This is a genomic window from Halobacillus faecis (assembly GCF_007991335.1).
GTDB lineage: Bacteria > Bacillota > Bacilli > Bacillales > Halobacillaceae > Halobacillus > Halobacillus faecis.
Window position 1 is genome coordinate 53,819 of sequence record NZ_BJYD01000021.1, and the last position, 14,278, is coordinate 68,096.

The following is a 14,278-nucleotide window of genomic DNA, read 5'->3' on the forward strand; positions in this document are numbered from 1 at the left end:
GTTACACCCTTTCTTTGTTTATCACCTGCATTTGATGACTTGGCAATGCCTTATTCAGGACGCGTTGGATATAAATGGCCGCTTCCTTCAGCTTTTCTTCATCGATCCCTGTTTCAATACCCATTTGATGGAGCATGTGCACAAGGTCGTCAGTTGCTAAGTTTCCGGAAGCTCCTTTGGCGTAAGGACAGCCCCCGAGCCCTCCTAGGGCCGCATCAAAAGTGGTGATGTTATGCTGCATGGAGACAAGGACGTTGGATAAGGCCATCCCTCTGGTATTGTGAAAATGCATAGCAAGCTTATCGAAAGGCAGCCATTGTTTCCATTCGGAAAGCGCTTGATCGACTTGTCTAGGATTTGCTACGCCAATCGTATCTCCTAATGAGAGTTCATCAATGCCCATCTCCAGTAGACACTCACTAACCCGTGCGACCTGGTCTGTAGCAATAGCTCCTTCATAAGGACATCCAAAAACCGTAGAGACATAACCTCTCACGCTCTTCCCTTCTAATTTTGCTTCTTGGACAACTTCTTTCAGAACCGGATACGTTTCTTCAATAGACTTGTTGATGTTTTTTTTGTTATGCGTATCGGAAGCGGACATGAACACAGAAACTTCATCCACGTCCGTATCAATCGCTGATTCAAGCCCTCTCCGGTTAGGGACAAGAGCGGCATAGGTGATCCCTTTCTTTCGTGAGATCATCTCTGCCACCTCTTTTGCATCTTTTAACTGTGGGATCCACTTCGGATGGACGAATGAACTAAATTCGATGTAGGAGTATCCCGCTTCAGACAAAAGGTCGATCCAGGCAACCTTATCTTGAAGCGGCACTTCTACAGGTTCATTCTGCAGGCCATCACGCGGACCGACTTCTTTAATGGTGACTTTTTCAGGCCATTCCAACATAAGAACCTCCTGTTTATTCGATGATTGCGATGACGTCCCCTTCGTTGACGAAATCCCCTTCACTCACTTTTAACTCTTTGACCGTTCCAGATGTTTCTGCGGGGATTGGAATCTCCATTTTCATAGATTCCAGGATGGCGATATCCTCCCCATCGTTCACTTGGTCCCCCTGGTTTGCAACAATTTTCCATACACTTCCTGCCATGGATGCTTTGATTTCTGTCATGATTGTTCCTCCTTAATGATTCGTCAATGTTGGTAGATAATAGTTTTCTACGAATGTGGTTTTTGTTTCGCCTTCTTTGAACTTCTCGTGGGTGACAACGCGCTTAAGCATCGTCAGGTTGCATTTGATGCCTTCAATCTCGTATTCATGAAGGGCTTTTGTTAGTCTTTCTATGGCATCCTCGCGATTCTCTCCATGAACGACGAGTTTAGCAATCATAGGATCATAGAACGGCGTCACTTGTGAATCTCCTTCTACCGCTAGCTCGTGGCGGACACCATGGCCTTCAGGCAGGACCATTTTCGTCAATTTTCCTGGAGAAGGATAGAAAGTATTGGGATCTTCCGCATAGATTCTCACTTCAATCGCGTGTCCATTGATGGTCAAATCCTTCTGTTTAAGGGATAACTTTTCACCATCCGCTACTCTCAGCTGTTGTTCGACTAGGTCGATCCCTGTAATCTGTTCCGTTACCGGGTGCTCGACTTGTAAGCGTGTATTCATTTCAAGGAAATAAAAATTCTCATCATCATCAACTAGAAACTCAATCGTACCGGCATTGGAATAGCCAAGAGAATAAACCGCTTTGAGCGCGCTTTCTCCCATTTTCTCTCGTGTTGCTTCAGAAAGAACCGGTGATGGAGCTTCTTCTACGACTTTTTGATGCCTGCGCTGGATGGAGCACTCTCTTTCAAATAAGTGAACAGCATTTCCGTGACGATCCGCTAACACTTGAATTTCGATATGACGCGGATCCTCGATCAATTTCTCAATGAACATTTTCCCGTCCCCAAAAAAGGCCTGGGCCCGTTTGGAGTTGCCTTCAAATGCTTTTTCCAGTTCTTCATCATTATAGACCGCCTGCATGCCGATGCCACCGCCGCCCGCTGCTGCTTTCAGCATGACCGGATATCCGAATTCACTAGCAATTTTCTTGGCATCCTCTGTGTTCGCAACAGCATCTTCCGTTCCAGGGATGATTGGGACACCAGCCGCTTTCATTTCTGCTCTTGCGGCAATCTTATCTCCCATTTTCGAAATGACATCTGCATTCGGTCCGATAAAGGTAAGCCCTGCTTCTTCGGTTCTTCTTGCAAACTCAGCATTTTCACTTAAAAGTCCGTATCCCGGGTGAATCGCTTCCGCTCCGGAATCTTTGGCTACTTGCAAAATTTTATCGATGTTCAAGTACGATTCATTGACACGTGGCTTCCCAATGAGATGGCTCTCATCCGCCATTTGTACATAAGGGGCATGTTGATCCGCTTCCGAATAGACAGCGACTGTCTGGATGTTCAGCCTTTGACATGTCCGAATGATCCGGGAAGCAATCTCTCCCCGGTTGGCAATTAGTATTTTTTGAAACACCAGTGATCACCTCTCCTTTAGGATTTTAAGTTCATCATTTCAAGCGCGTGTTCCCGGAGTCTGAATTTCTGAATTTTCCCGCTCGCCGTCATCGGGTATTCATCCGTAAAGCTTATATAACGAGGGATTTTATGTTTTGAAATTTTACCTTCGCTGAAATCCCTGATATCGCTTTCATTTAATTGTTTGCCTTCTTTCGGAATAATCCAGGCCATGATCTCTTCCCCATACTTTTCATCAGGGACCCCGACCACTTGCACATCGAGAATGTCCGGGTGCTGATACAAAAATTCTTCAATTTCTCTCGGATAGACGTTTTCGCCTCCGCGAATGATCATATCCTTGATCCTACCGGTGATTTCGATATATCCATTTTCATCCATGACCGCAATATCTCCCGTATGAAGCCAGCCATCCGGATCGATCGCAGTCATCGTTGCTTCCTCGTTTTTGTAGTAACCTTCCATAACAAGGTATCCTCGCGTGCAAAGTTCACCAGGGACCCCTGTCTCGACTTCTTCACCTGTAGCAGGCTCGATAATCTTCACCTCGACATTCGGATGAGCCCGGCCGACACTGCTTACTCTTAAATCAATCGGATCATCTGCTTTCGTCTGCGTAATAACAGGAGATGATTCCGTCTGTCCATAAGCGATCGTGATTTCTTCCGCTCCCATATCTTCAATCACACTCTTCATGACTTCCATCGGACACGTGGATCCTGCCATGATTCCTGTTCGTAAGGTCGTCGGCTTCAAGTCTTCGTATTCAGGATGGTTCAATTCGGCAATGAACATGGTGGGCACTCCATGAAGGGCTGTGCAGTTTTCTTCTTTCACTGCCTGCAGCACTTTTTTAGGATCGAATTGTTCTAAAATGACCATCGTGGTTCCTTTGGAAACAGCAGCCATCGTACCTAATACACATCCGAAACAGTGGAAGAATGGCACCGGAATACAAAGGCGGTCTTCTTCTGTCAGACGCATGCAATCTGCTACCTGGTTTCCGTTGTTCACAATATTGTAGTGACTTAACATGACTCCTTTTGGAAAACCTGTCGTTCCTGAAGTGTACTGCATGTTGATCACGTCACGATGATGGAGGCTTTGTTTCCGCTCTTTCAATTCATCGTCAGTGACGGTCATCGCCATATCCAGGACATCCTGCCATGAATAACAGCCGCGATAGGACTTGTCACTCAAAACGACCACGTTCTTTAAAAATGGCAGTCGATCACTCTGGAGATCTCCTTTTTCTGAAGTTTCAAGCTCTGGGCAGATTTCTTTCAGGATATCAATGTAAGAAGTGCCTTTGAAATCCTCAGCAAGAATCAAAGTGGACGCATCCGATTGTTTTAATAAATATTCAAGCTCCTGAGCACGATAGTTCGTGTTGACGGTGACGAGCACGCCACCCATTTTCCCAGAAGCGAATTGGGACTGTAGCCATTCCGGCTTGTTATCAGACCAAATGGCTACGTGCTCGCCTTTTTCAATTCCAAGAGCCATGAATCCCTTTGCTACTATGTCCGTCATATCATTGAATTCAGCATAGGTTTTTCTAAGACCTTGCTCAGGGTATACGAACGCCTCATGGTCGGGATGGGCCTCTGCCTGCTGTTCTAACAATTCACCAACCGTCTGTTCTAGTAGGGACATACCATTTCCTCCTTTAAAATTTTTAACAACCTAACTGACGGGCAATGACCAAGCGCTGGATTTCAGATGTTCCTTCACCAATTTCGAGGAGTTTCGCATCACGAAGAAAACGCTCGACTTCGTATTCTCTCATATATCCGTAACCACCATGTATTTGGATAGCCTGATTGGCAGAGCGGAACGCCGTTTCTGATGCAAAGAGTTTCGCATACGCCGACTCTTTCGTGAAATTCCTTCCCTGATCTTTCAACCAAGCTGCCTTCAGAACCATGTTTCGCGCAAGTTCCACTTCCATAGCCATGTCAGCCAACTTAAACTGAATGGCCTGAAATTTTGTGATCGGCTGACCAAATTGCTTCCGTTCTTTCGCATAGGCGAGGGCGCGGTCCAACGACGCTTGCGCAATTCCTACTGCCAGTGCAGCAATGGAAATCCTTCCGCCATCCAGCGTGTAAAGGAATTGCTTAAACCCTTTTTCCGGATCACCGAGAATGTTTTCTTTTGGTACTTTAACATCTTCCAAAATGATTTCAGACGTGTTCGAACCACGAACGCCCATTTTGTCATAAGGACTCGTAATCTTCATGCCTGGTGTATCTTTTGGAACAATAAAAGCGGATATGATGTTTTTTCCGTCGTCGCGCTTTCCTGAAACTGCAGTGACCGTGATGGATCTCGCATATTCAGCATTTGTTATCCAGCACTTTTCTCCATTGATAATATAGTGGTCACCTTTCAATTCGGCACGCGTCTTCGTTCCTCCTGCATCTGAGCCCGCATTCGGTTCGGTCAACCCAAAAGAAGCCAACCCTTCACCTTTAGCAAGCGGGGTAAGAAATTCTTGCTTTTGTTCTTCTGTCCCAAAATAATAAATAGGACTCGCGCCTAGAGAAACAGCCGCTGCGTAACTGAGGCCCGTAGATCCACAAACACGACCGATCTCTTCCACAGCAAGAGCATAACTGACCGTATCTCCACCTGATCCGCCATACTCTTCAGGGAACGGGATGCCAAGAAGTCCAAGCTTGCCCATTTCATCAAAGATATCTTTTGGAAATTCACTGTTGATGTCGATATCCACGGCTCGTGGAGCGATCACATCCTCTGAAAAATCACGAACCATCTTCCTTGTCATTTCCTGTTCTTTCGTTAAATCGAAATTCATATGATTCCTCCTTAGGGAAATAAAGACCGACTGGTTGGTCTGTTGTACTGATAAATAAAATGAAAGCGTTTACTCGCTTTCATAAAAAAAAGGAACTTTTAACATATGACGGAAGTATTCACTGTCTTCTTTACCTGGAAGCAAAAAGTGAAGCACCAGATCAGTAAAAACCTCTGCGATTTGATCGATGGTGTACGTTCCATCCCTCCGGTACCATTTATAGATCCAGTTGACCATACCCAAGATTGCCATGCCGGTGATCTCAAGCGGAAGTTCTTTCCGGAAGTGGCCAGAATCTTGGCCTTCCGCAATGACATTGAACACCATGCGTTTGAATTCATCACGTTTTCCTTTGATCTCTTCTTCATACGCTGGTTTCAAATACAGGCTTTCCTGATAAAACACCGATATATGTGGTTTGTACAAGTCAAACACTTGAACAAAAGATTGAATGATCGCCTGGACTTTTGGTATAGGAGAAGAATGAATAACATTAGCGGCCTGTGCTTCTTTCAATACATATGTAATAAACGTGTCGTGAATGACGAATAGAAGTTCATCCTTTGACTGAAAGTGATGATAAAAGCCGCCTTTCGATGTATTTGTTTGCTGGACAATTTGTTTTACTGTAACGCCGTGAAACCCGTGGCGGTCGAACAACTCTAGAGACGTCTGGATAATCTTTTCACGCAAATCGCTCATACATCAACTCCCATCTGCTGAATATACACTCATTTTATCACATTTTTCTGAAAATACAACGGTCTAAAGAATGACTTCAAATGTTCATCGATCCTACAGCTCTCCCTATCTATGATCGGTTCGGGAGGGTTCATGAACAGGTCCGATCAAGGAAGAGGAAGAGACCACTCTTACTTCCATACAAAAAAGCCCTCTGAACGCAGAGGGCTTTGCTTATTATTGGGTATCGGATTCTGTTTCAAACGGAACACGATAGACCGGTTTGATCCATGCTTCTTCCGCTTGTCCTTTTTCTTCGGTATCCAGGACATAAGAACCGTTGCTATATCGATCATTTGCTTTAAAGTCCATCGTATTGACGACAATGGTCTCTTGTTTTTTTGTCATAATCATCACTTGATCATCTCTAGTCACAAGGTGCACATCCACTAATTGATGCGGATTCTTTTTCAACTCTCTTAGCATGAGCACCCCGCGTTTTGCCCGGGTGGTTCGTTCAAACTCTTTCAAGCGCATCCGCTTCACCGCCGCACGATGAGTGGTCAGAAGGATGGATGGGTCTTCAGAAGCTCTAAACAACTGTCCAGACACAACTTCATCATCTTCTTTCAGATTGATCGCTTTGACACCTGCCGCTCGTTGACCGACAGTGTTTACCTCTTCTTCATGATACCAAAGGCCATAAGCTTTCTTCGTTGCAATGAACAAATCGGAAAGGCCATCCGTTTTGTGAACATCCACTACTTCATCGTCATTTTTGAGATTGATGGCAACGAGAGCTTTGGAATGACGCTGGGCTTGATAAAGCTGTAGATCGCTCTTCTTCACCATTCCGTTCTTCGTGAAGAAAATGAGGTATTCCTCTTTTGTAAAGTCGCGAACGGGGATAGCTTCAACGATATATTCTTCTTTGTCTACTTGGACGATGTTTGAAATGTACTGGCCAAGATCCTTCCACCGGATATCCGGCAGTTTATGAACAGGTAAGAATAAATATTTACCGAGGTTCGTAAAAAGTAAAATGGTATCCGTTGTATTGATTTCAAATAGACCTAACAGATGATCGCCGTCTTTCAAAGCGAAATCTTCCCCGTTTGATGCCGCATAGGAACGGAGGCTTGTCCGCTTAATATACCCATCTTTCGTTACAGATACGAGGACATCTTCACTTGCAACCGTCACTTCAAGGTCTACTTTCAACTCTTCCACTTTTTCCTCAATCTTCGTCATTCGATCATCGTTGTATTGTTTTTTCATAGAACGGAGATCGGCTTTAATGACCTTCATCATCTCATTTTCACTGGATAGTAGTTTTTCTAAGTACTCAATTTGCTTTTGAAGTTCATCCGCTTCTTTTTGCAAGGCTGTAATATCTGTATTAGTCAGACGGTAAAGCTGTAACGTAACGATCGCTTCTGATTGTTCTTCAGAGAAATCATAACTTGCGATGAGCTGTTTCTTTGCATCCGCTTTATCTTTAGAGCCACGAATGGTTGCGATGACATCATCCAAGATGGAAATCGCTTTGATTAGACCTTCCACAATATGAGCACGAGACTTCGCCTTATTCAAATCATAGATGGACTGTCTTGTGACCACTTCTTTCTGGTGCTTGATATAAGCATCAAGCATCATCGGAAGACTCATAAGGCTGGGCGTGCGTTCATGGATGGCAACCATATTGAAATTGTAAGAGATTTGAAGGTCAGTATGCTTGTAAAGGTAATTGAGAACCCCTTCACTATTTGCATCTTTTTTCAGATCAATGACGACCCTCAGTCCGGTACGATCGGTTTCATCACGAACTTCAGCGATTCCTTCAACTTTCTTATCGATTCTCAGTTCGTCCATCCGCTTGACCATGCTTGCCTTATTCACTTCAAAAGGAATTTCATCGATAACGATTTGTTCCCGTCCCCCGCGCTGCTCTTGTATTTCTGCACGGCCGCGCAAGACGATTTTTCCTTTTCCTGTTTCATAAGCTTTTTGAATGCCATCGATCCCTTGAATAATTCCACCAGTAGGAAAATCCGGACCTTTTAATTTTGTCATCAGCTCAGGTACAGTCGCCTGAGGTTTATCGATCTTCATGATTACCGCATCAATCACCTCTCCCAGGTTGTGGGAAGGGATTTCTGTCGCATAACCTGCGGATATCCCGGTAGAACCGTTGACGAGAAGATTCGGGAACTTGGCCGGAAGAACGGTTGGTTCATCAATCGTATCATCGAAGTTTGGAATAAACTCCACTGTCTGTTTTTCTATATCCCTGAGCAATTCAGATGAAATAGCGGAAAGCCTTGCTTCCGTATAACGCATGGCAGCGGGTGGGTCGCCGTCAACACTTCCGTTATTTCCGTGCATTTCCACTAAGGATTTTCTCACTTTCCACGTTTGACTTAAACGGACCATTGCGTCGTAAACGGAGGTGTCCCCGTGAGGATGGTAGTTACCAATAACGGTACCAACCGTTTTCGCGGATTTCCGGTAAGCTTTGTCATGGGTGTTTTTTTCCTGGTGCATCGCATAAAGGATACGCCTCTGTACAGGCTTTAGCCCGTCCCTTGCATCAGGGAGGGCACGTTCCTGGATGATGTATTTACTATATCTCCCGAAGCGGTCTCCGAGAACTTCTTCTAATGGTAAATCTAAAAACTTCTCTGCCTCTGCCAACAGAAGGTCCCCCTTTTATGTCTGTATTTTGTCGTTTTCTAGTATGCTCGCTTCATCTTCAAGACCAAAAGCGACATGGGATTCAATCCATTTACGGCGAGGTTCAACCTTATCTCCCATCAACGTCGTAACCCTGCGCTCGGCACGGGCGATATCGTCAATCGTCACACGGATCAATGTGCGTGATTCGGGGTTCATCGTTGTTTCCCAAAGCTGATCGGCATTCATTTCACCTAAACCTTTGTATCGTTGGATCGTATACCCGTTTTTAAATTCCTTCAATATCTTCTGCATGCCTTCTTCATCCCACGCATATTCGACTTTTTCTTTCTTCCCTTTCCCTTTGGAAACTTTATAAAGGGGTGGAAGGGCGATAAATACTTTCCCCGCTTCTACAAGCGGTCGCATGTATCGGAAAAAGAAGGTTAGCAATAGCACTTGAATGTGCGCTCCATCGGTGTCGGCATCGGTCATGATGACGATTTTATCATAGTTACAGTCTTCGAGCGTGAAGTCCCCGCCAACTCCCGCACCGATGGTATGGATGATTGTGGAGATCTCTTCATTTTTGAAGATATCCGCAATTTTTGCTTTCTCTGTATTGATTACTTTTCCTCGCAAAGGAAGAACGGCCTGGAATTTTCGGTCACGCCCCTGCTTTGCTGATCCGCCGGCTGAGTCTCCCTCCACAAGGTACAACTCGTTTTTCTTGGCGTTTTTGGATTGAGCTGGAGTGAGCTTCCCACTTAAAAGCGTATCCTTCCGTTTCTTTTTCTTCCCTGAACGAGCATCTTCTCTCGCTTTTCGGGCGGCTTCTCTCGCTTCTTTTGCTTTGATCGCTTTTTTTATGAGCATCGAAGCGACATCCGGATTCTCTTCAAGGAAGTAAGACAACTGTTCTGCGACGATGCCGTCGACTGCGGAACGGGCTTCAGATGTGCCAAGTTTGCTCTTGGTTTGTCCTTCAAATTGAAGCAGTTCTTCTGGAATCCTTACCGATATAACGGCGGTGAATCCTTCTCTGATATCGTTTCCTTCTAAATTCTTATCTTTATCTTTCAGAAGTTGCGCTCGTCTTGCATAGTCATTAAAGACCCTGGTGATGGCCGTTTTGGCTCCGGATTCATGGGTTCCTCCATCTTTTGTACGCACATTATTGACAAAGGATAAAATGTTCTCTGCAAACCCGTCATTGAATTGAAAAGCAAAGTCTGCCTCAATTCCACTATGACTTCCCTCAAAAGACACAACGGGATGCAAAGTATCTTTTTCTTCATTTAAATACTCGACGAATGAGACCAGTCCGTCATCATATTGATATTCTTCTTTGACCGTTTCTTTACGTTCATCCACAAGGACAATACGGAATCCTTTCAACAAGAATGCCGCTTCTCGTAAACGTTCGGATAAAGTTTCAAAATTAAACTTGGTTATTGAAAAAATAGAGGCATCCGGTTTGAAACGGATCGTCGTCCCGGTTTTACGTGTGGCCCCTTTATTTTCTAAAGAAGTGACAGGGACGCCTCCGTTCTCGAATCTTTGATAGAATTTCTCGCCATCTCTGCAGATGTGTACTTCCAGCCACTCGGATAGAGCATTTACCACAGAAGCGCCGACACCATGTAAACCACCTGAGGATTTATAGCCTCCTTGTCCGAACTTTCCTCCTGCGTGAAGGACGGTTAAAATGACCTCTGGTGTAGGCTTTCCTGTTTTATGCATTCCTGTAGGCATTCCCCGCGCTTCATCCTGAACCGATACACTACCATCTTTATGGAGCGTGACAGTCATTTTTTCGCCGAATCCAGATAACGCCTCATCGATCGCGTTATCTACAATTTCGTGAACGAGATGGTGTAGACCTCTATGATCCGTGGATCCAATATACATCCCCGGTCGTTTCCGAACGGCCTCCAATCCCTCCAGCACTTGAATAGAATCATCTGAATACGTTTGATTTTGACTCGACAATTTACCATCGGCTCCTTTCTCTAACACACTGCTACATCAATAATAGAACAAACGTTCGATTATGTAAACGATGAGTGCATCTCCCGGTACTTCAACACTCACGACATAAGTCAATCAACGGTGTGGAGTCTCGCTCTTCCACTCCATTGATTGGCTTATGATCTAGATAAAGCTGAAGAACCTTGCACAAGTGAAGGGTTCGTAAAAGGACCCCGTCTGATTTCGCTTACATTTCTTATTGTTTCTTAGACAACCGCTCTGTTAAACATTAGCTCTCCAAATAAGAAAGGTCTTTCTAAGAAAGGGACCTTTTCTGTTTTATAGAGCTGATCAATGTATCAAACAAAAAACGTCGCTTGTTATATTGTAGCGATTTTATAAGGTTTCGCAAACATAAATCTTCCAAAAAACATGAAAAAACCCCTGAGTGAACAGGGATTTTTTCATTTTCACTGTTATTCTTTTACCGATAAATCGCATGGGCGACTTTAATGCAAGAGTCCATGATGACAAGCTTTGAATCGTCTTTCAGGATGCGAGCCGCTTCTTCGGAATACACCCCTTGCTGAGCCCAAAAAGCTTTAGCCCCAATATTTTTCGATTCCATTGCAATTTGCGGCAGATGTTCGGAGCGTCGAAAAACATTGATAATATCTATAGGTTCCTGAATATCACGAAGGCTAGCCACGGCCTTTTCCCCAAGGGACTCCGAAATTTGAGGGTTCACCGGGATAATCTTATACCCGGCATTCTGCATCGCCTCACTCACTTGATAGGATGTGCGGTGTGGTTTATCGGAAAGTCCTACGACAGCAATCGTCTTCGATTGGGCCAATAGGTCACGAATCTCTGCATTGGACGGATTTTCAAAAGTCATCCTTAAACCTCCTATTCGTCGATTAATCCTTCATTGACTAAATACTCTCTGGCCACTTCTTCAGGATCGCGATCTTCAAAATCCACCTGGTAGTTCATTTCCCTCATTTTATCGCCAGTAATCTTTCCTCCTAATTGATTTAGGATCTCCTCAAGTTCTGGGTATTGATCTAGGGTTTCCTGCCTCATCAAAGGTGCGCCCTGGTATGGTGGAAATAGATTTTCCGGATCTTCTAATACTTTCAAATTAAGATCCACCATATAACTATCTGTCGCGTAAGCATCAATGATGTCAACTTCACCGCTCTCAATAGCGCCCTGTCGCAAACCAGGATCCATTGTACGGACTTCACCAAGGTTCAAATTGTATAAATCTTTCATGCCTTGATAACCGTCCTGACGATCATTGAATTCAAGTGTAAACCCAGCTGTAATTTGATCCTCAACTGGTTTCAAATCCCCGATTGTTTCCAGATCGTACTGTTCCGCAAGCTCCTGAGTAGTCGCTACAGCGTAGGTATTGTTGAATTGCATCGGTTGTAAAAAGGCCATGTCATAGGTTTCTGCCATGCCTTCTCTTGCCTGTTCATATACTTCCTGTGGTTCATTACTGTTCGCTTCCTCTCCTAAAAGAGAAACGATTGCGGTTCCTGTAAACTCTGGATAAATATCAATACTACCCTCTTCTAACGCACTAAAAACCAGGTCCGTTTTTCCTAAGTTCGGTTCAAGACCTACGTTCAAGTCTGTTTCTTCTTCTATTAAAAGCTTATACATGTTAATGAGAATAGCAGGTTCTGATCCAAGCTTAGCTCCCAGTGTTAAATCATTCTTCACTTTTCCACCGAACGCTAATGGACCAACAGCGATCAATGCTGCAATCACTAATAAACTGACGAGTGAACGGAAGCCGGATTTAGCTGACGTTCGTTCAAATAGGCGAAGAATAAGATCCAAAATTATGGCTAGCAATGCAGCTGGAATGGCACCCAACAAAATAAGATTGGCATCTCCCCCTCGATCCAAACCAAGTAGGATTAAATCCCCAAGGCCACCTGCACCTATAAGAGCAGCGATGGTTGTCGTTCCTACGATCAGTACCATGGATGTGCGTATTCCAGCCATAATGACAGGCATGGCGATCGGTAGTTCGATTTTAGAAAGACGTCTGAATGATTTCATCCCCATCCCTGTCGCCGCTTCCTTTAAAGCGGGATCAACTTCCTTGATTCCTGTGTACGTGTTTCGAAGGATAGGAAGGAGCCCATAAGCAGCAAGGGCAATGATGGCTGGTGTTTGTCCAATACCGAAAAATGGAATGAGGAAAGCCAGCACAGCAAGGCTTGGAATCGTCTGCAAAACAGCTGTCATGCCGATAATTGGTTCCGCAATTCTCTGCTTTCTAGTAAGCCATAAGCCGAGAGGTACGGAAATCAAAGTAGCAATGACTAATGCTATAATGGATATTTGCAGGTGTTCCCATATTTTCTCTAATAGGATGCCCTGCCGTTGGTTAAAAACATCTAAAAACTCACTCATTTATTTTCTACCTCCTCTTCCTTCTTACGAGACTGTTCTTTAAGGTAGAGGACAATATCCCTGTAGGATAAGGTACCGATCAATTGGTCACCTTTGACGACTGGTAGAATAGAGGAGTGGCCTTCTTCAAAAATTCGAACCGCATCTCTCAAAATCATATCATTGGATAACGGAGACACTTGCACCTGATTCCCGTCATCAATCAACCCTTGATACGTCCCATTATGATCTTTAAGGGCAAAAGGCCCATCCAGCAGGACATGGCCTTCCTTGTATTCTTTTACTGAGACCACACGCTTTTCCGAATGATTCATGATGACATCCACAGCTGTCTGCCAGGGAGTTTTTCTTCCTCCAATGAAATCTTCAACAAACTTATTGGATGGATTCAATATGAGGTTCTGCGGCGTATCCAACTGGACGATTTCCCCTGCTTTCATGAGGCAGACTCGATCGCCTAGTGCAAGAGCTTCGTCCATGTCGTGGGTGACGAAGACGATGGTTTTCTTGATTTCTTTCTGCAATTGACGGATGTCGTTTTGCAACTGTTCCCTGCTGATTGGATCCAGGGCACTAAATGGTTCATCCATTAAGATTATGTCAGGGTCAGCCGCCAACGCCCGTATGACTCCGACCCGTTGCTGCTGTCCGCCGGAGAGTTCACTTGGTTTTCTTTTACGGTGCTTTTCCGCATCCAGTCCAACCATATTCATCAATTCATCAATCCGTTTTGATAAATCCTTTTTCTTCCACTTTCTCATTTCCGGTACAACAGATATGTTCTCTTCTACCGTCATATGTGGGAAGAGAGCAATTTCCTGTAACACATAACCGATATTCCAACGCAATTCGTGAATGTTGTATTCTCTAATATCTTTATTATGTATGGTAATGGTCCCTTCCGTCGGCTGAATCAGACGGTTAATCATTTTCATCGTTGTTGTTTTCCCGCAGCCACTTGGACCGATCAGTGCGAGTAATTCTCCTTCTTGCACTTCCAGGTTGATTTTTTTCAACGCTGTCGTTCCATCCGGGTAAGTCTTCGTTACATCAGTGAACGTGATCATCGTTTTCCCCCTAAGCAAAAAATAAAAGACCTATTTCTATAACCACATTTCCACAATATGAAACATTTTGCAATCATAATGCATATGAATCCTATGCGATTTTATTGAACACGAAGCCGCCAT

Annotated in this window: 11 protein-coding genes; all 11 read right to left on the reverse strand. The window is 44.4% G+C overall.

What is annotated here, in order from left to right:
- Window position 1: 1 nt before the first annotated feature.
- The 11 genes from HFA01_RS11190 to HFA01_RS11240 all read right to left on the reverse strand — a co-directional run bounded on the left by HFA01_RS11190 (window position 2) and on the right by HFA01_RS11240 (window position 14,155).
- A complete protein-coding gene (locus HFA01_RS11190; RefSeq protein ID WP_146816250.1) occupies window positions 2–910 on the reverse strand; it encodes a hydroxymethylglutaryl-CoA lyase in 909 nt (302 codons plus the stop codon).
- A 13-nt stretch (window positions 911–923) separates the two neighbouring features.
- Window positions 924–1,136 (reverse strand): acetyl-CoA carboxylase biotin carboxyl carrier protein subunit, encoded by a 213-nt coding sequence (locus tag HFA01_RS19095; protein WP_146816252.1) that lies wholly within the window; start codon window positions 1,134–1,136, stop codon window positions 924–926.
- Between the two features lie 12 nt (window positions 1,137–1,148).
- Window positions 1,149–2,504: an acetyl-CoA carboxylase biotin carboxylase subunit gene (locus HFA01_RS11200; protein WP_146816254.1), complete on the reverse strand. Its 1,356-nt coding sequence runs from the start codon at window positions 2,502–2,504 to the stop codon at window positions 1,149–1,151.
- Window positions 2,505–2,521: 17 nt separating this feature from the next.
- Entirely contained in the window at window positions 2,522–4,162 is a 1,641-nt protein-coding gene (locus HFA01_RS11205; protein WP_146816256.1) for an AMP-binding protein, read from the reverse strand.
- 22 nt (window positions 4,163–4,184) lie between these two features.
- Window positions 4,185–5,327: an acyl-CoA dehydrogenase gene (locus HFA01_RS11210; RefSeq protein ID WP_146816258.1), complete on the reverse strand. Its 1,143-nt coding sequence runs from the start codon at window positions 5,325–5,327 to the stop codon at window positions 4,185–4,187.
- A gap of 69 nt (window positions 5,328–5,396) precedes the next feature.
- The gene (locus tag HFA01_RS11215) at window positions 5,397–6,029 is read right to left on the reverse strand and encodes a TetR/AcrR family transcriptional regulator (protein WP_146816260.1); all 633 of its coding nucleotides are present in this window, start codon (window positions 6,027–6,029) and stop codon (window positions 5,397–5,399) included.
- Window positions 6,030–6,245: 216 nt separating this feature from the next.
- A complete protein-coding gene (gene parC / locus HFA01_RS11220) occupies window positions 6,246–8,702 on the reverse strand; it encodes a DNA topoisomerase IV subunit A (protein WP_146816262.1) in 2,457 nt (818 codons plus the stop codon).
- Between the two features lie 15 nt (window positions 8,703–8,717).
- Window positions 8,718–10,673, reverse strand: coding sequence for a DNA topoisomerase IV subunit B (parE, locus tag HFA01_RS11225; protein WP_146816264.1), 1,956 nt, complete (start codon window positions 10,671–10,673; stop codon window positions 8,718–8,720).
- Between the two features lie 463 nt (window positions 10,674–11,136).
- Window positions 11,137–11,550 (reverse strand): CoA-binding protein, encoded by a 414-nt coding sequence (locus tag HFA01_RS11230; protein WP_146816266.1) that lies wholly within the window; start codon window positions 11,548–11,550, stop codon window positions 11,137–11,139.
- 11 nt (window positions 11,551–11,561) lie between these two features.
- A complete protein-coding gene (locus HFA01_RS11235; RefSeq protein ID WP_146816268.1) occupies window positions 11,562–13,088 on the reverse strand; it encodes an ABC transporter permease/substrate-binding protein in 1,527 nt (508 codons plus the stop codon).
- Window positions 13,085–14,155 (reverse strand): ABC transporter ATP-binding protein, encoded by a 1,071-nt coding sequence (locus tag HFA01_RS11240; RefSeq protein ID WP_146816270.1) that lies wholly within the window; start codon window positions 14,153–14,155, stop codon window positions 13,085–13,087. Before HFA01_RS11240 ends, HFA01_RS11235 begins: the two co-directional genes overlap by 4 nt.
- Window positions 14,156–14,278: the final 123 nt, after the last annotated feature.